Source organism: Arthrobacter sp. 05T444 (assembly GCF_056395905.1).
This window is the reverse complement of record NZ_JBFTKK010000005.1, coordinates 100,759-118,561: the sequence shown is the minus strand read 5'-3', so window position 1 is coordinate 118,561 and position 17,803 is coordinate 100,759. Positions and strand designations below refer to the sequence as shown.

The following is a 17,803-nucleotide window of genomic DNA, read 5'->3' as shown; positions in this document are numbered from 1 at the left end:
GCTCCATGAGACCGGCACAATGCCTTGCGAACAGGAGAGGTTGAAGTTTGAGCCGCCACAGCGACATAGGCTCGTAGTTATGCCGGACCGGGGGACTACTGGCTCCGGACAACTAGAAGGCGTTCAAGCCTGCCACCCATGCATATGAAGAACCTACCGGTACCCGTCCACAATCGCCGCAGCAATCTCCTTGTAGGCCCGGCGTGTCTCTGGCTTCAGATGGTCCAGTGTCACCAGGTCACCGTCGGCCACTCCCCTGTCGTGCGGCACGGCGATGAGCTGGCGGCACATGCCGGCGAGGTGCTCCTCGATCGCGTCCTTGTCCACGCGTGTGGATACCTCGTCCTTGTCCGTTATCACCACGATCGCGTTGCGGGCCAGGTCCTCGTAGCCGTGGCTGGCCAGCCACTGCAGCGTGCTGCGGGCGCGCTTGGCGCCGCTCACCGCGTAACCGGCGGCAATGATCAGGTTGTCCGCCGACTGCAGGATCCCCTTCATCGCGTTGTGCGTGACGCCGGTGCCGCAGTCGGTCAGCGCCACAGAGTAGTAGCTGGAGATCAGCTTGCGGATCCGCAGGTACTCCTCGGCGGTAAGCGAGTCGGAGACCTCGGGGTCCTGCTCGCCCGCGATGAGGTGCAGCCGTCCGGAGTGGTGCATGTAGCGGGACAGTCCGGTCAGCGAATCGATCGAGTCGATGTTCTTGAGCAGGTCCGTGATGGTCCGCGGGGTGGCCTGCTGGTAGATGCCCTCCCCCAGGGCGCGTTCCACGAGGTCTCCGGAGTCCGGGTTCGCGTCGATGGCGCAGGGCGGGTCGCCACGGAATTCGGCGAGGGTGAGACCCACGCCGACGGTGGTGGAGGTCTTGCCGATGCCGCCCTTCAGGCTGAGCACGGCGGTGTTGAAGCTGCCCTGCAGCTGGCGGGAGATACGCCGGGCCAGCTCGTCCTCCTCGCGTTCCTGCGCGCTGGGGCCCATGTTCCAGGAGCCGCCGGTCACCCGGTACAGGAAACCGCGGAACCCTACTTTGGGGCGGGGCTTCTGCTCGCGGACAAACGACGTCGGCATGGCAGTGACGTCCGACGCCGGTGCCTCGGTTTTCTGCGCAGGTTCCGGAGCGTACGACGGCGGTGCGCCCGCCGGTTTGCGGGCCGGGGCTGGCGGAGCAGGGGTTGTGTCGGCGAGGGAGTCCGCAACGGCTGCCGCTTCGGCCCAGGACGAGCTGCGGACCGGGAGCGCGGGCGCGGTGGTGGTGTCGGGAGTCACGGCGTCGAAGGATCCTGTCCAGTCGTCGGAGGAACCGCCGTCGCGACGGCGGGAGCGGCGGCGCCGGAGCTCGGGCTGCTCCGTACCGGTGTCTGCTTCAGCCAATTGGTTATCCGCTGGTTTGGGCATGTTTGGTCCCCCAGGACTCACAGCAGGTGAGCTGCGCTTCTCGATTGGATTGGTTCAAACAGCCATTCTAGGCGCTGCGGATACTTCGGCCGATTTCAGCCCCAGAAGAGCGCAGCGGCTACCACTGCTGTCGTGACCACCAACATCGCAGCCAATAGAGCGTAGCTCCACCATTTGGGGCGGTTGCGGTGGGGGTTAATGTCAACGTAGGGCACGGCTATTTCACGCGGACCGCAGCGGCCGGAGTGACGGCGCGGCGCTTGAGGCGGAGCATCCAGTAGAGCCCGGCGAAGGGAATGAGCAGGCTGCCCAGCAGGCCGGACAGCGAAAGCACAAAGTCGGTGAGAGCCACGATTGAACCTCCAGGAAGCGGCGACACTGTCGGCGCGATGCGGAGCTTTAAGGCTTGGCCACGTCGTCAGTATCTAGCGGTAAAATCCCCCATTCGGAATTCCCACGACACTATCCAGACGTCACGCATTCGACAAATGCTGTCAAAGCACGGCGTGTCCGCCCCTTGGTTCAATCAACTCAACGCCGGAGGGCCATCACCACCACCAATGCCGTGGCGACGGCCAGCGCAGCCAGCCCCGCATAGGCCACGATCCGAAGTCTGCGGCGCCGAAGTTCCCGGCGCGACTCCCTGGCGACTTGACTACCTGAATAGTTCCCCATGGCGGTGATGCTACACACACAAACTTGGAGCAGGATCAAGTCATGTGCTTTATGACGGCCAGCGTCCCCTGAACAGCTCATCCGTGCGACGGTCGGCAAGCTCACCGTCGTCGTGATGCGCAGGCATCATGTGTCGGCCGCGAAGCCGGTTAAAGGGGTGGGCTCGGCGGTGCCCGAAGTGCCTGCCGGGCAGAGGAAGCAGAGGAGCCACGGGCAGGCCTGACACCGTCTCGGGAACCGCCAGCGCCACCCGGGGCATGTCCTGCGCATCCAGCCAGGACCGCTCCGGGTAGGGGTCGTCGGCGACGATGTGCTTCTCGATGAAACGGCGGATAGCTGCGCTGATACCGGTCTTCATGACCCAAATCTAGGGGTGAGCCATCTGCCTCCCCAGAGTAGTCACTACCTGTTTTTGTACGGCATACCGCAGGACTACTTGGATTCAGTGATACCGCAGGACTACTTGGATTCAGTGCTGCGGCCGGGTCTCCTGCAGGCGCTTGATGAACCAGCGGGATTGCTCGGGCCCGTAGGGCAGGACCGGGATGGCCTTCGTCGCGTCACTGGGTGTGTCCCGGATGGACTGCCTGGCCTGCCGGACCGCGGTGGTCATGGTGTCAGCCATCGTCTTGACGAAGCGGTCGCTGCACGGCTCCCCGTGGCCTGGGACCAGGAACTCGTAGCGGTGGCGCAGGGCGGAGAGGTGACGCAGGGCATCCGCCCATTCCTCCGGGTAGGAGTCTTCGAAGGACGGGTGGGACCCCTGCTCCACGAGGTCGCCGGCGTAAAGCGTGGAGGTCGTGCCGACCAGGAGGTCGCCGTCGGTGTGGCCGCGGCCCAGGTAGAAGAGCGTCACGGTCTGGCCACCGAGGTCCACCAGGACCGGCTGGTCCCGGACGATGGCGTTGGGTACCACGAGTTCCACGTTCTCGCCTTCGCCGGCACCCATCTCGGGCTCCAGACCGGTCACTGCGGCGCGCTGTGCATCCCCGTTTTCGCGGATTTCCTCGGCGCAGTTTTCGTGCGCCCAGAACTCGGTGGATCCTTCCTCTGCGAACACTGCGTTGCCGAAGAAGTGGTCGTAGTGCGCGTGCGTGTTAACTACGACCAAGGGCAGCGGGGTCCTCTCCCGGACCGCATCCAGGATTTCCCGTCCCTGCCTAGGTCCGCATCCCGTGTCGATGACCATTGCCCGTTCCGTCCCTATGATGAGGCCGGTATTGAGGTGGGAACCTTCAGTTACGAGCACGTAGTTGTCCGTGCCGACGTCGAGCCATCGTGACATTGTTTCTCCGTATATCTGGGGAGCATCTGCGGTCTTGAGGCCTCGATTCTACCCATGGTTGTTGCCTGTTCAATGAGCGTTGATAGGCCGGAGCAGGCACCAAGTTCCAGGACTGCGGAGGTTTAGGGTTCCGGCTGCCCTAGGATCCCAAGTGTCTTGACGAGTGACTCTGTTGGAGGCCAGCCAGGGATGCGCCCGATGAGTGAAATGTCCCGTCTCATCGGCACGAGCGAGAGTTTTTTCACCCGTTGTTGACGCGTAAACCACGTTTGTACGCCCACGGGGCGACCATGCCGTCGATGCATCCCTAATGTGCCCGTAACATCCCCACCGAGCTAGCCGCCTTAGCGAAATGCTGACCATCTTCGCCAGAGCCGGGACACATGGAAGAATTCACCGCACCAAAGACCGCCATTATGGGACCCACGGGCCCCGAGACGAATCCGCGCCTGAGGCATGAAAAACAACGCGTTTCAGAGCTTGCTGTGTTCAGCGGATCAAAAACACCCAGGCTAGTATCGCAATGACTAGTGCAACCCCTATTCCCAACGTGACGTTACCCGCCATGAGCATTAGCTTTCTGGTTCGGCGCCCACGACTGAATTTTGATGATCTACTCCCCATGGGCCGACTTTACCTGTGCACCATTTCTAGCAAGCTACGTTACGTGGCGTTACGCGGGGTGGATCGGCGGATATCCGGAGATGTGCGCCAACGGGAGTCTGTGACTACCAGCGCAATTCCGGGATTCTCGACCTAAATCACAACCGGAATGCAGTTTCGCCCTTTGTAGCACCCCTTAAGTCGAAGAACATCGACGCATGCTGACTCAGGTCTTCAGCATCATAGCTCGCATGGTTCTGGAGCAGGACCACGACGTCCACCTCGGCGGCGGCAGCGTAGAGATCCGGTACGACTGTAAAATCCCGATCAGCGGCACGCCACGACTTAACCTTGGGATCGTGGAAGCTGATAATGGCGCCGCGTTCGGCCAGGATCTCAGCCACCGGCACGGCGGGCGATTCGCGTTGATCAGCGATATTTGGTTTGTAAGTAATACCGAGAAGCAGGACCCTCGAACCGCGCAGCGGCTTAGAAACATTATTCAAAAGGGATTGAATGCGATCCACAACATATCGGGGCATCGAGTTATTGATTTCCTCCGCTAGTTCGACGAAGCGGAATGGATAGCCCAGTGACTTCCGAACTTGAAAGCTGAGGTAGTTCGGATCGATGGGGATGCAGTGGCCGCCTACACCGGGGCCTGGGTAGAAGGCCTGAAATCCAAAGGGCTTCGTCTTCGCCGCATCAATCACGTTCCAAAGATCAATGTCTAGCTCGTGGCAAAACTTGGACATCTCATTGACGAGAGCAATGTTGATATGCCGGTAGGTGTTTTCCAGCAGTTTTGCCGTCTCTGCCTCCTTGGCTCCCTTTACAGGAACGACAGTGTCGACGAACTGACGGTAGAACCTGACAGCCAGGTCCGTGGATTTTGTGGAAACGCCGCCCACGATCTTCGGTGTGTTCTTGAGTCCGTAGATCGGATTTCCCGGGTCAATCCGCTCGGGTGAAAATGCAAGGGAGAAGTCGACATCGAGCTGACGGCCGCTGCGCTCGAGGATGGGCAGGCACAATTCGTCGGTAGTTCCCGGGTACGTTGTCGATTCAAGGATCACGAGGGTATCTGGTGACATATTGGCCGCGATAACCTCAGTCGACGCAGTCACAGCCGCCAAATCCGGGCTGCCCCCGTCGCCAAGAGGAGTAGGCACACAGATAACAACCACGTCCGCATTGCGGATGACCGACGCGTCATGAGTCGCCCTATAGCCAGCATCGTTCATCGTTTGAATGTCGGAATCGGTCACATCATCAACGTGCGAGATTCCGCTGTTCAGCTTGTCCACGACACTTGGATTAACTTCGAGTCCCACAACGTCCAGCCCGGCTGTGACAGCTTCTCGGGCGAGCGGCAGCCCGACATACCCTTGACCGATTACTACAAGGTTTTTCAATCGATTGTCCATTCCTGATTTTCAAAGCAGATTCAAACCAAGCCGGTCCTCGAGACCTGCTCGAAAGCCGTCGACTTCACGTCCACATTGGCACGAGAGGCGAGACGCATCTGGTCCGCCGCCACAAGGGGGTAGAAACTGCAGAGCAATACCAAATTGGACGTCTCGAGATCAGTGCCCTCCAGAGTGTAGCGTCCAACAGCCCGTAATGGATTATTGGTGAAGTTCCGCCGCGGGTAGAGGCAAGTGTGTCGAGATGTGGGCCTCGGGTTCAATTGAAGGACCTTGTTTAGACACATGTTGATATGAATCTAGGGAGATAGGGCACCGCCGGTGGAAACTTTGTCCTATGGCAGCCTTTTGGGAGCCCGTGGCGCGCCTATACATTTAGACTTGAGCATGCTCCCCGGAATCGACACGCAGGAATCCGTCTGTCTACCCCTCAAAACGCGCATCCTCTTGGCGCATGCCCTCGTTGAGAGAATTGCCAACCAACGAGGCATACCTATATTGCACATCAAAGGATATGCAGTGGACGTCGGGCTATATGCTCCCGGTAGGACAAGCTCGGACGTTGATGTCTTGGTCCGTCCGGAGGCGGTCGACGAGTTCATCGCAGCCCTTCACGCCCGCGGATGGAAGACCGTTACCGAGTTTGAGACGGGTTCCTTATTTCGACATGCATCGACCCTATGGCACGACTCGTGGGGCCATCTAGATGTCCATCGGTCGTTTCCCGGTATCCAACTGTCTCCGGAAGTCTTTTTTTCGGATTTGTGGGAATGCAGAGGTATTCGGCTCATCGCAGACACACCCTGCACGATCCCGTCACGTGGGCATCAGGCGCTAGTCATTGCCTTACACGCCGGTCGGGACCAGTTCAGGGGCAAGACCGATATGCAACACATCCGCTCGGTCCTTGACGAGGAGCAGTGGGAAGATCTACGGGGCGAGGCTGAACGTGTCGGGGCTCTTCTTGCGTTCGCCGCAGCCACTGGGACGCTAGCTAAATTTGAGGGCCATCCGCAACACGATATTTGGGCCATTTTGTCAAGCGGCGGCTCGCGTACGGAGTTGTTGCTCGCCCGTTTTCGAGCGGCCAGTTCATGCCGCAGTGGCATTGGTGTCCTGTTTTCCGCCTTGTCTGCCAATGGCGACCATTTACGTATGAGGCTACAGCGCGAACCGACTGCAGCAGACTTTTCGAAAGAAGTCTTTGACCGTGCGCGCGAACTGCTCTCGGCTCTTTGTCGCAGATCCTCTTGAAGGCCAGTAGGCCTAAAGCGGACACGTTTGAGTTCCGGCGGCAAACCGTTCGCTCACCCGGTTGAGACCAGGAGTTCGCCGCCAACAGTTAGACGGCATTTTGCGTTTTGGCGTGATGTGCCGCAGTGACCTCCCCGAGACCTGAGCTGGAATTCAACGCGGGCACATTATCATTGCAATAGTTCGGGACCTCTCTGGCCCGGACGGCCCCGCAGTTTGGTCCTTCGGGCGAATGCGTTTGGGCTCCAATATTAGGAAGGCCAGCACTTGGTTGATTGTTCCGTGGTCGTCCCCACACACCGTGGCGCCCATCGGCTGCCCGAGCTACTCGAGGCGTTTGTTTCCCAGGACTACGACGGCGAGTGGGAACTCATTGTCGTCGTCGACGGTATCTTCGATGCAACTATGGAGGTGCTTGAATCCTTTAGGGGACGACTGCCTCTGAGGCCAATTGTTTTGGGAAACCAGTCGGGTGTTGTCAAGGCGCTTAACACCGGCATTGAGGAAGCGAAGGGGCGAATCGTCGTTCGCTGCGACGACGACCTGACGCCCGTGCCACAATTCGTGGGCCTGCACATGCGGCACCATAACGGTCCACAAGCCGTTGGTGTAATCGGACCGACGCGTGATGTTTTCCCTGACTCGGCATATGCGCGGGTGTACGGCATCCCCGCAAATCAGCGCTCGCTTGCGGCAGCTTATGCTCGGCCCGCGTCGTTGGCTTGGATTGGATGGGCCGCAAATGTGTCTGCTCCCCGGTCGGTCCTTCAGCGTCTAGGCGGCTACGACTCCGACTTTGTATACGGCCAGGACTCTGAGCTGGGGTATCGCATCACTCAGTTGGGAGTCAAAATCTTGGTCGACGCCGACCTGGAGACTATTCATCGCGGACCGGCGACCAGTGCGGGGAATCGGATACCCCGTGCCTTCGTTTCAGGCGCGTCGAAACGACTATTCAATTCCGTCCATCCAGGTGCACCGGCGACACCCCCGACTCTGAACGGAATAAAAGGGGGGATCTGGAACGGAGCGGTGTGCTGCATCGCATACTGCATACGCACCCGTCAAGGATATGTCCGCGCCGGGCAAGCGGTGGACGCCCTAGTAGGTCGCCTCCCTCGTCCCCTTGCCGCGAAACTGGTCTCCGTGCTAGTCGAGGCCGCTGGACTATCAGGACGCTCCCATGGTGATACCAATCTTTCGTCCTACACGGAGCAGAAAGCTGAGGAAGTCGCAGGCGAGCTCGCCCGTCGACAGCGCCGCAGACCATGACTGCTACTCGCTCTCGAACTCGGCGGGCGGCAACGCGGCGGCCACGCACGGGCGAAACTGAGCAATTGTGTGCTCCCGAGTGGGACCTGCACCCGAAATGCTTAGCGCTCGTCTGCAAACCAAAATTCGGTCATATGTCCGCAAGCACGGAACCCGGCCTCTCGATGGCGTCCGCGACGTAACGAAGGAAGCCGCCCGCGGTCGCGCCATCGCAGACGCGGTGGTCGAAAGTGAGCGTCAGCTCGGTGACCTTGCGGACTACGAGTTCGCCGTTCACCACCCAGGGCTTGTCCATGATCCGGCCTACTCCTAAGATAGCGACCTCTGGATAATTGATGATCGCCGCCGAACCGTCGACACCGAACACGCCGTAGTTGTTCAGCGTGAAGGTGCCGCTGCCCAGTTCTGCTGGCGTCGCCTTGCCCTCGCGTACGGCGGCGGTGAGCCGCCGGATCTCCGCGTCCAGCTCCCGGGCGCTGAGTTTGTCCGCGTTGCGGACCGACGGAACCATCAGCCCCCGGTCGGTTTGGGCGGCAAACCCGAGGTTGACGCCCTCGAAGGCGACTATCTCCTGACTCTCCCCGCCCACAGTGTCCTCGGTGGTGACGATCCGTGTATTCAATTCCGGGTGCTTTTTTAGCCCGGCTGTGACAAAACGCGCTAGGAATGCCAAGATTCCCGGCGTGGTGTGAGCGTTTGTCTTCTTGAGCTCAGCACGGAGCTCCACCAGTGCGGTCGCGTCAACATCCACCCACACCGTTGCTTCCGGGATTTCGGAGCGACTTCGCGACATGTTAGTGGCGACGGCTTTGCGCACGCCCCGGACAGGAGTGCGGCTTGCGATGCCGAGTCCCGTGCGGGGGTCGATGGCGCCTTCGGTCGAACTTGCCGAGGCCATGGTTTCGACGGGCTCAGCCAACGGTGGGGACGAGGTTTCAACAGGCCCAACAAACGGCTTGGTGATCGCAGCCTCGACATCGCGGCGCATGATCAGACCGCTGTCGCCGGACCCTTGAAGGTAACCGAGGTCCACGCCGTGTTCCTTAGCCATGCGGCGGACGAGGGGTGAGACGACTGCTCCTAGTTTGCCGGGTACACGAGTGCGCCGCAGGAGTAGGTCGTCGGCGGAGGTGGTCAGTTTGGCTTCGGCGGTTTTGGGTTCGATGCCCTTGGTCTCGACCGGCGGAATGCGTCGGGGCCGGGTTCGGCGAGTGGCAGCACCGCCGCCTAGTGTTCCGTAGCCGATCAGGACGTTGCCGGAGCCGGCTTTTTCCTCCGTGCGATAGGTCTCGGCTGCCTTGGTTTCGGCGGGATTGGTCTCGACAGGCTCGACCGGGAGCGCCTTGGTTTCGACAGGCTCAAACACCGGCTCCTGTTCGACCGGCGAACCGACCGGGGTCACCGAGATCAAGGGCTTGCCCACGTCCAGCGTCTGACCAGGTTCGCCGTGGAGGACAGCTACAGTGCCGGCATACGGGGACGGGACTTCGACCATGGACTTGGCTGTCTCGACTTCAGCGATGGGCTGGTCCACGTGGATTTCGTCGCCCACGGCTACGAGCCAGTTCACAAGCTCGGCTTCTGTGAGGCCTTCGCCGAGGTCCGGCAGCAGGAACACTTTCGATTCGCTCATCTGATCAGTCTTCCCACTGGAGGTCGTCTACGGCGTCGAGGATGCGGTCCACGCCGGGCAGGTAGTAGTGCTCGAGTTTCGGAGCCGGGTACGGGACGTCGAAGCCCGTGACGCGGCGGACCGGCGCGGCAAGGTAGTGGAAGCAGCGCTCCTGGACCCGGGCCACGATTTCAGAGGACACGGAGGCAAATCCATGAGCTTCAGCGATGACCACGGCGCGGCCAGTCTTACGGACCGAGGCGCAGACGGTCTCGTCGTCGAACGGCACGATTGAACGGACATCGATCACCTCGAGCGAACGTCCTTCCTCCGCCGCCGCGGCCGCCGCGGCGAGTGCCGTTGGTACGGACGGGCCGTAGGCGATCAGCGTGGCGTCGGTGCCCGGGCGGGCTACGGCGGCACGGCCTTCGGTGGACTTCCCGGCCGCAGTGTTCGTGGCGTGCTGGTCCCGGAGGGCTTCCAGGTCCACCATGTCCTTGGACCAGTAGAGCTTCTTGGGCTCCATGAACATGACGGGGTCGTCCGAGTCGATGGCTTCACGCAGCATGCGGTAGGCGTCGGCCACCGTGGCCGGAGCGAAGACCTTCAGACCCGCAGTGTGGGCGTAATAGGACTCGGAGGAGTCGCAGTGGTGCTCCACTCCCCCGATGCCGCCGGCGTACGGTACGCGGATGACCATGGGCAGCGTGAGGGCTCCCTTGGTGCGGTTGTGCATCTTCGCAACGTGGCTGACGATCTGTTCGAACGCCGGGTAGGCGAAGGCGTCGAACTGCATTTCAATGACCGGGCGCATGCCGTTGATGGCCATACCCACGGCCATGCCCACGATCCCCGATTCTGCCAGCGGGGTGTCGAAGCAGCGGTGCTCGCCGAATGTCTTCGTGAGGCCGTCGGTGATGCGGAAGACGCCGCCCAGCATGCCGACGTCCTCGCCAAAGACCAAGACGGACTCGTCGGCGTGCATGGCATCGGCCATCGCGGTGTTCAGTGCTTTAGCCATTGTGACGAGCTGCGGTCCGGTTGCTTCCGCGGTCGCCGCAGCCGAAGCAGCTGCGCGGGCGGTAGCGGAGCTGACATTGCCGTTGGCCTCGGAGGATGTGGTGATGGTGGGGCTCATTTTGCGGCCTCCGTGTCGGTTGACGTGCCCGCGCCGGCGTCGCGAGCGAGTTCGTCGGCGAGCAGGGCGGACTGTTCCTTGAGCTGCGGGGTCGGCGTCGAGAAGACGTACTTGAAGAGGTCCTGCGGGTCCACTGGGACGTCCTCGCTGAGGCCGTCCCTCAGCTGCGTGGCAACTGCCTCCGCCTTTTCCGCGATCCGGAACTCGCCGTCGTGATCCAGCAGCCCTTTGCCCGTAAGGTAGGTGCGCATCCGCGTCAGCGGATCCCGGGCCACCCACTGGGCCACCTCGCTGTCCTGACGGTAGCGGCTGGCGTCGTCCGCGTTGGTGTGGGCCTGCATGCGGTAGGTATGCGCCTCCACCAGAAGCGGTCCGGAGCCTTCGCGAGCGAGCTTGACGGCACGGTCCAGCACAGCGAGCAGCGCGACAACGTCGTTGCCGTCCACGCGTTCGCCGGCCATGCCGTAGCCCACGGCCTTGTGGGCGAGCGACGGCGCCACGGACTGGTGAGCCAGCGGGACCGAGATGGCGTACTGGTTGTTCTGCACAAAGAAGACGACGGGCAGGTGGAAGACGGCGGCGAAGTTCAGGGCCTCGTGGAAATCGCCTTCGCTGGTGGCGCCGTCACCGCACATGGCCAGCACCACCGTGTCTTCGCCGCGAAGTTTGGCAGCGTGGGCGACGCCAACGGCGTGGAGCAGCTGGGTGGTGAGCGGAGTGCACTGGATGCCGACCTTGTGCCTGGCGGGGTCATAGCCGCTGTGCCAGTCGCCGCGGAAGAGGGTCATGGTCTGCACCGGATCCACGCCGCGCGTCATAACGGCCACGGAGTCCCGGTAGGTAGGGAACATCCAGTCGCCCTCCGACAGGCAGAGGGCAGCCGCAACCTGGCAGGCCTCCTGACCGTGGCTGGACGGGTAGACGGCCATGCGGCCCTGGCGGACCAAGGCAGAGTTCTGGTCGTTAACGCGCCGGCCGACGACAAGCTGCTCATAGGCAGCAAGGAGTTCCGCGTCGCCGGGCAGCGGGTACTCGTGGCCGGGCTCGGCGCCCTGTTCGGAGTGGGGATTCAGGTTGCCGTCCTGGTCCACCATCTGGATCTGGTGGCGGGCCGGCAGCATGTAGTCCTCAACCGTGATGCCGAATTTGCGCACAGCCTCGGCGACGGGGCCGCCGCTGCGGGAGCCCTCGATGTGGTCCGGCGACTGCCGGCCCTGCGCCGTGTGACCGGCCGCAGTGTGGTCTGCGGAGATCGTCATTGGTCCGTCCTTCTGTAGCCACTATTCGCTTTCAGTATGGTCCCGGGCGATGTTTCGTATCCAGCCCCGGTGCGAATCGTGGAGAAGTACGGGCCGTTCCCCTATTCTGAAAGACAAATCGTAACTGTGAGCTGGATAACCGACAGGGGTTGTAGACAAATGGCAGGAGTCGAGTCGGAGCAGGCTGCGGTGCCGCTGGACGACGTAGACCGCAACATCGTCGCGGAGCTGACCAGAGACGGGCGGATGTCCGTAACGCAGGTGGCCGAAAACGTCCACATCTCCCGGGCACATGCCTACACGCGGATTGCCCGGCTCACGGGCGAGGGTGTGCTGACCAAGTTCACGGCCTTGGTGGACCCTATTAAGGCCGGCTTGAAATCATCCGCCTATGTGACTTTGAAGGTGCGGCAACATTCCTGGCGCGAGCTCCGGGAACTGCTTCGGGCGATCCCCGAGGTGCACCACATTGCCTTGGTGGGCGGGGACTTCGACGTCATCCTGCTGGTGCGGGCCGTGGACAACGTGGACCTGCGACGCGTGATCTTCGACCAACTGCAGTCCATGCCGGGTGTGCTAGATACGCAAACGTTTCTCGTGTTTGAAGATCTTGATACCCGCTGACCCGGCCACGGCCGGGCTAGTGGTTGACGGCAGCCTTGTGCCGGGCCATCTCGCAGACGTCCGCGCGCAGACGGTCGCGAAACCGGCTTTCGGAGAAGTTCTCCACATGGCGCTTGATCGCTGACGAATGCCAGTCGTCCACCTGGAATTCACGGACCGCCTCACGAATGCACGCAGCGGTAGGCTCATCGATAAACAGGCCTGTGACGCCCTCAACGATGGTGTCCAAGTAGCCGCCAGCACGGAGGGCAATCGTGGGCTTGCCCCATGCTCCTCCTTCAAGCGGAGTGATGCCGAAGTCCTCATGTGATGGAGCGATCACTGCTTTAGCGGATGAGTAGACCCAGCGCATTTGCGCGTCGGTGAGGTCAGAGGCAAATCGAACGTTGGCCGGAGCTGCAGCCCTAAGCTGTCCCGACAAGGGGCCAGCTCCAACAATTAGCAGTCGTTGGTCGAGGCCACGGAAGGCCGCTATGGCCTGGTCGACGTTCTTATACGGCAACAAACGAGAAACGACTAAGAAGTGGTCTCCGGTGCCGACGAATTCCTCCAAGCCGCTTATGCTTTCCAACTCGCCGGACGTGTCTACGCTGTGGGGCGGGTGGAAGATGTCTACGTCCATCCCATAGACATCCTTGATGCGTTCCTGGACAACTGTCGAGTTTGCCACGTACACGTCAGCGCGTGCCGCAGCACGGCGATCCCATCGGCGAAGGGCCGGTCCAAGCATCCTGACAGCCCACGCCCCTGGAGAGTGCTTTTTTGACCTTCCAATATACTGGTCGGTGAGGTACAGCCAACGCGCTGGCGAGTGGCAGTAGACGAACGTGCTGCCGGTCGTTGCAAACCCATGAGCCCAGCCGCTCGACGAGGAAATCACTATGTCCGCAGGAATTTTGAGCGCCCCAGACGCTGCAGCTAGGAACGGGAGTGCCGCTCGGTGATTCCTCCGGAACAAAGGAATCCTGTTAAGCGGTGACGTCACAATATTGGCCGCTGCAAACTCCGGGAAGGTTCCCTCAGGGTGATAGAGAGTGGTGTAGATTTTCGCTTCCGGAAACGCGCGATGCATGGCCAGAACAACCCGTTCGGCCCCGCCCTTCTGTGTCAGATAGTCGTGCGCAATCGCAACAACAGGATCGCGTCGAACCACGGCAATGCCCCCCAGGAGATGAAATGATGCCGACTCAGAGACCTATTAGAATCTGCTCCTAGCCCTCTCAGGATAGCGGATCCCAGCCAGGCCTGCAGACTCTACAGTTAAAGCAATCAACTTCTCCGCGACCTGATGGGGCAGCCCGTCAGCAGTGAGGTCGACCGCTGTTGACCAACGCCTGATGCTTCCTTCGGTAGCAACCGTGCTGGCCGCCCAGACTAGGTAACCCCACAGGCCGGAGCGGGTCGGTGGCCCGCCCAGAGCGTTAGTTCCGTGCAGTCGGAGGAAGGTTTCGCGAGCTGCACCGGAGTGCAGTGCTCGAGAAGCGCGAATGGCAGTAGTCGTTGACGCTGCATGATGTACGGCTGTCAGTTCCGGAGCAATCAGCACAGGAAAGCCGGCCCGCTGAACCCGGTATCCGTAATCAACGTCCTCCCACCCGTAGGCCCGGTATCGCTCGTCGTATCCTCCCACCACCTCATGAAGATTTCGGGTGACCGAAACGTTCGCAGCCCAATGACGCCAATGAAGATCCGGAGGCGAATCAAGGGCATCACGCCGGTGCTGCACATCCACTTTGTTGCCATAGATCCGCGCGTAGGCGGTATCCGGAAATCGGTTCGTCGTGAGCCCCACGACTCCCGTCGGGGAGCCTTCATGCCGTTTGACGTGGCCGGCGACGAAGTGTTGATCAGGCTCCAGATCGTCGTCACAACGAATCAACACTTTTCCGCCGGCCTCCCCAAAGCCAGCGTTCAATGCCGCCGAACGGCCACGATTTTCAGAGAATACGACAGTCCGTAGGATGAAGGGGACTTTCTTTGCTGCTTCTTTGAGGTAGTCCTCAGTATTGTCAGTGTCGCCGTCGACCGCGACGATCACTTCGAAGTCGTCAGTCGACTGGGACGACAGCGCGGCAACCAGAGTCGGCAGACGCATGCGCCCTCCGCGTGACGGCACTACGATGCTTGCAGCGGGTGTATTAGCCAACTTTGCCTTCCTTTGCCCTATGTCTTCCAGAGCCATTATGACGGAGCCGCACCGCGGGCCATGGGGCTGCCAAAAGGCCAGGCAGTCGCTTAAGCCAACGAACCAACAGCAAAGGAATGCCAACACCCATCAGGACTCCAACCAGAATGTGAACCCATGTCTCCTCGACGCCAGTCTTTAGAAGGACCACCCGGGTGCCAGCAGAAAAAATGATGTGCATGAGAAAAATGGGTAATGTATTCCGGCCAATGAATTGCAGTAGTTTCGTTTGCCGACCCATCCGCTCAAAGGCGAGGCACATGATGATAGTAGATAGTGTTCCAGCAGCGGTTCCAGATAAACCCAGCAAGATACTTTCCAAGGACCGATGCGCGTCCATTGCGGTTGGCGGAGAAACATGAAACTTCGTGACGATAGTGGCAAAGAGTAGAGCGCTGCCGAGGCCTACCGCCACCATCCACCATGTAGAGATTCGGGAGCATACCTCTAAGAACCTGGCGTGAGAGATAGCCGCACCACAAAGGAAGATGCCCACGAGGGCCATTCCACGCTCGGGGACGGTGGTCCCTTCATACCCCCAAACGCTGAGCCCGGCGATCGTGATGACGGCTACTGCGGCTAACCGCCAGATCCCACCTCGCCAAGGGCGGAGCAATAGTGCCACGGCAGTGCTGACTGCAAGCCAAGTCAGGAACCACAAGTGACTTATGGGTGTCCAAAGATCCAAAACGGACACAAGGGACGTGTTGTTGTTGCGTATGGAGTTGGCGCCGAGTTCGAAGCCTCCTTGGATCGCCGTCCACACGACGTAGAGCCACAAGAAAGTGCCGACACGATCGAAGAAGTACGGCCATCTTGCCCGTGACTCAGCGGAACCGGCAAGCAGCAGACCCGAGACGAATGCAAACAGCGGCACGTGAACGAGGTAGAGCCCTACTGTCACGCCGCCAAGATTCAGGCCTCCGGCGCTGGCGGACACACCAACCATTACGTGGCCGAGCACAATTGCTACGATTGCTAGTCCGCGTGCAGCATCGAGGAAACCTTGTCGCTTCGCGGCAGGGGGTCCGGACTTGGGCCGCTCGCCTGTGACACTCAAGATTCGGATCCAATATTACGCACGAGCACGGAAATTAGAGCCGCAACATTCGAATGGCCAGCTTGCGGCGACCATTTCTGTTGCCATCTGCTGAACGACTCATCGACAACTCCTATATCTCCCGCGGCCGCCAGTTCGATGACTCTTGCCAAATCTGCGGCGTCTCGTGCTCTAGATATCCACGGGTGCTCGGGACCAACAACTTCGGGCAGCGCCCCGGCATCACTGACCACGACGGGGACTCGGGCAGACATTGCTTCCGCGACGACAAGGCCGAATGGCTCAGGCCAAATCGAGGGGCATACCAAGACATCCACTTTTTCAAAAAAGTCCTCGGGAGCAATCCAACCGGTCCGTTCAACCAGACCACCCAGACCTTCCAGAGAACGTTCGACAGAATCGCGCGATTCTCCACTGACGAAACGCGATTCCCCGCCTACGACCAATCGATATTGTCCCGGCGATCGTTCATTCAGCGCACGAACCGCGTTCACCAAAAGTTCGATGCCCTTGTCAGTGGAGGGACGTCCCAAGAACCCCAGCCGGACAGGCGAGTTCGTGAAGGGTCCCTCTGCCGCTCGTGGAGCGACAGCAACTTTATCTACCCAGTTCGACAGGACTCGCGCTCCTCGGACTACCGTTGCCATGTCCTCGGAAGGTACTAAGGTCACCAAGGTCAAAAACCGGGCCAAGACAGCCAGTGCACGCTGGGCACCATGGGGTCGCTGATGCAGGTGAACGATTCTTTGCCGGTGCAAGGAAGTGGCGACGGCTGGAAGAAGACCGTTGCACCACAGGATTCCGCGTCGGCTCTTACGGTCCCACCTCCGCAGTGCCATCATGTATGCGGCCCGCGATTGGGACTCGAGCGCGATGACAGTAAATCCCCGCCGCCTGGCCTCCTCAACTAACCCGGATGGGTGAGCCGGGCCCACGACGGACACCGTCGCGCCCAATACGGTTAGGGCTTCGGCTATAGCGAGGAGCATGACCTCTCCGCCGCCGATGTCTCCATTATTGGCGGCGATCGCAATCTCGGGCAAGTCTGCGGTGGTCATCTTCAGGGCCGCTCTGCGCGGCGAGCTACCACCAATTTGGGCTTTCGCGTTGGCCGCTTGGCCGCAGCCTGTGCTTTGAGCACGTGATGGGCGGACAGCCCGAGCGCGAACGCAGCTGGCAGGGCCAGCAGGACCTCTCCAAGGTTAAGCGCGCAAACAGTTACCCCGATCAGGGATGCTTCGAAGTATAAATTTCTCTGATCTCGCGGAATACGCAGCAGCGATATGAAGACCGCAACGAAGAGCAGGATTACGAGGCCCAAGCCGATCCAACCGGCCTCCGCTCGAAGGGCTAGATAAGAATTGTGGAAGAAGAAATGTTGGCCATCCAAACTGACGGCAGCTGTTCCTGCCCCCTGTCCCACCCACGGTCTTATCTCCACTTGCTGTAGCTCCACCTGAAAAATACGGTCCCTCAATGCGTCGCTGCCCGCCCGCTCTTGGAAGGCATCTCCCGCAAGAGCGTCGGCGATCGAACTAACCCAGATGAGCGCGCCCGCCACGAAGGGAATGCTAAACCAGGCGCTAAAGAACCGGTTGAGCAGCACCCATAAAACCATGATGAGAACCGCCAGCATCGATGTTCGTGATTGCGTCGAAAATATACCAAGAGCGGCCACGAGAAGAAGGCCCACTTTAGATTTTCGGCGACGGAAGCCGGGCAACGCGAGGGCAGACAAAACCACAATCAGCAGTCCCGCGGAATTGGGGTCCCCCATCGGGCCAGTCATGCGGCCGGCATAGGAGGACCGGGGAAGCAGGAGTATCCCAGCAGCTACACCAAATACAACTGCAACTCCGAGACCAACGCACACGGTTCGCGCGTCAAGGCGAAGGCCACCCAACACCAGAATGACGGCGGCAAAGACACCGATGTTCAGCAGTCTTCTGAAGTCAGGATCCCCGTTGAGAACGCTAGTGGCTGCAAGCCATATGGGTATGGCCATGACGGTTAGAAA

At 60.7% G+C, this 17,803-nt stretch carries 17 protein-coding genes; 3 read left to right on the top strand and 14 right to left on the bottom strand.

Annotated features, from left to right (window positions below):
* Positions 1 to 153 precede the first annotated feature (153 nt).
* The 6 genes from AC1DD3_RS06990 to AC1DD3_RS06965 all read right to left on the bottom strand — a co-directional run bounded on the left by AC1DD3_RS06990 (position 154) and on the right by AC1DD3_RS06965 (position 5,382).
* Entirely contained in the window at positions 154 to 1,392 is a 1,239-nt protein-coding gene (locus AC1DD3_RS06990; protein WP_476881293.1) for a MinD/ParA family ATP-binding protein, read from the bottom strand.
* 217 nt (positions 1,393 to 1,609) lie between these two features.
* The gene (locus AC1DD3_RS06985; RefSeq protein WP_476881292.1) at positions 1,610 to 1,744 is read right to left on the bottom strand and encodes a hypothetical protein; all 135 of its coding nucleotides are present in this window, start codon (positions 1,742 to 1,744) and stop codon (positions 1,610 to 1,612) included.
* A gap of 179 nt (positions 1,745 to 1,923) precedes the next feature.
* Complete coding sequence (locus AC1DD3_RS06980) at positions 1,924 to 2,067, bottom strand: hypothetical protein (protein ID WP_476881291.1); 144 nt, start codon at positions 2,065 to 2,067, stop codon at positions 1,924 to 1,926.
* 49 nt (positions 2,068 to 2,116) lie between these two features.
* Positions 2,117 to 2,425, bottom strand: coding sequence for a hypothetical protein (locus tag AC1DD3_RS06975; protein WP_476881290.1), 309 nt, complete (start codon positions 2,423 to 2,425; stop codon positions 2,117 to 2,119).
* 111 nt (positions 2,426 to 2,536) lie between these two features.
* Positions 2,537 to 3,352, bottom strand: a complete 816-nt coding sequence (locus AC1DD3_RS06970; RefSeq protein ID WP_476881289.1) for an MBL fold metallo-hydrolase — start codon at positions 3,350 to 3,352, stop codon at positions 2,537 to 2,539.
* Between the two features lie 761 nt (positions 3,353 to 4,113).
* Positions 4,114 to 5,382, bottom strand: coding sequence for a nucleotide sugar dehydrogenase (locus AC1DD3_RS06965; protein WP_476881288.1), 1,269 nt, complete (start codon positions 5,380 to 5,382; stop codon positions 4,114 to 4,116).
* A gap of 387 nt (positions 5,383 to 5,769) precedes the next feature.
* Here AC1DD3_RS06965 and AC1DD3_RS06960 point away from each other — a divergent pair, with 387 nt between their 5' ends.
* Together AC1DD3_RS06960 and AC1DD3_RS06955 are read left to right on the top strand one after the other, a co-directional pair.
* A complete protein-coding gene (locus AC1DD3_RS06960) occupies positions 5,770 to 6,636 on the top strand; it encodes a nucleotidyltransferase family protein (RefSeq protein WP_476881354.1) in 867 nt (288 codons plus the stop codon).
* 282 nt (positions 6,637 to 6,918) lie between these two features.
* Positions 6,919 to 7,908, top strand: coding sequence for a glycosyltransferase family 2 protein (locus AC1DD3_RS06955; protein WP_476881287.1), 990 nt, complete (start codon positions 6,919 to 6,921; stop codon positions 7,906 to 7,908).
* 130 nt (positions 7,909 to 8,038) lie between these two features.
* On the opposite strand, the gene AC1DD3_RS06950 is transcribed toward AC1DD3_RS06955, so the two are convergent.
* Genes AC1DD3_RS06950 through pdhA form a run of 3 tightly spaced genes read right to left on the bottom strand, consistent with a single transcriptional unit; the run spans position 8,039 to position 11,917 of the window.
* Positions 8,039 to 9,541 carry a dihydrolipoamide acetyltransferase family protein gene (locus tag AC1DD3_RS06950; protein WP_476881286.1) on the bottom strand — a complete coding sequence of 501 codons (1,503 nt, stop codon included), beginning with the start codon at positions 9,539 to 9,541 and terminating at the stop codon, positions 8,039 to 8,041.
* A 4-nt stretch (positions 9,542 to 9,545) separates the two neighbouring features.
* Positions 9,546 to 10,658, bottom strand: a complete 1,113-nt coding sequence (locus AC1DD3_RS06945; protein ID WP_476881285.1) for an alpha-ketoacid dehydrogenase subunit beta — start codon at positions 10,656 to 10,658, stop codon at positions 9,546 to 9,548.
* Complete coding sequence (gene pdhA / locus AC1DD3_RS06940) at positions 10,655 to 11,917, bottom strand: pyruvate dehydrogenase (acetyl-transferring) E1 component subunit alpha (protein WP_476881284.1); 1,263 nt, start codon at positions 11,915 to 11,917, stop codon at positions 10,655 to 10,657. Before pdhA ends, AC1DD3_RS06945 begins: the two co-directional genes overlap by 4 nt.
* 159 nt (positions 11,918 to 12,076) lie before the next feature.
* On the opposite strand from pdhA, the gene AC1DD3_RS06935 reads away from it, so the two are divergent.
* Complete coding sequence (locus AC1DD3_RS06935; RefSeq protein ID WP_476881283.1) at positions 12,077 to 12,541, top strand: Lrp/AsnC family transcriptional regulator; 465 nt, start codon at positions 12,077 to 12,079, stop codon at positions 12,539 to 12,541.
* 16 nt (positions 12,542 to 12,557) lie between these two features.
* On the opposite strand, the gene AC1DD3_RS06930 is transcribed toward AC1DD3_RS06935, so the two are convergent.
* From AC1DD3_RS06930 to AC1DD3_RS06910, 5 genes are all read right to left on the bottom strand, one after another.
* On the bottom strand, positions 12,558 to 13,694 hold the full coding sequence (locus AC1DD3_RS06930) for a glycosyltransferase (RefSeq protein ID WP_476881282.1): 1,137 nt from the start codon (positions 13,692 to 13,694) through the stop codon (positions 12,558 to 12,560).
* 45 nt (positions 13,695 to 13,739) lie between these two features.
* Positions 13,740 to 14,723: a glycosyltransferase family 2 protein gene (locus AC1DD3_RS06925; protein WP_476881281.1), complete on the bottom strand. Its 984-nt coding sequence runs from the start codon at positions 14,721 to 14,723 to the stop codon at positions 13,740 to 13,742.
* Positions 14,680 to 15,786: an acyltransferase family protein gene (locus AC1DD3_RS06920; protein ID WP_476881280.1), complete on the bottom strand. Its 1,107-nt coding sequence runs from the start codon at positions 15,784 to 15,786 to the stop codon at positions 14,680 to 14,682. The genes AC1DD3_RS06925 and AC1DD3_RS06920 overlap by 44 nt, the downstream gene beginning before the upstream one ends.
* Positions 15,783 to 16,433 carry a glycosyltransferase gene (locus AC1DD3_RS06915; protein ID WP_476881353.1) on the bottom strand — a complete coding sequence of 217 codons (651 nt, stop codon included), beginning with the start codon at positions 16,431 to 16,433 and terminating at the stop codon, positions 15,783 to 15,785. The genes AC1DD3_RS06920 and AC1DD3_RS06915 overlap by 4 nt, the downstream gene beginning before the upstream one ends.
* A 413-nt stretch (positions 16,434 to 16,846) precedes the next feature.
* Positions 16,847 to 17,575: an O-antigen ligase family protein gene (locus tag AC1DD3_RS06910; RefSeq protein WP_476881279.1), complete on the bottom strand. Its 729-nt coding sequence runs from the start codon at positions 17,573 to 17,575 to the stop codon at positions 16,847 to 16,849.
* Positions 17,576 to 17,803: the final 228 nt, after the last annotated feature.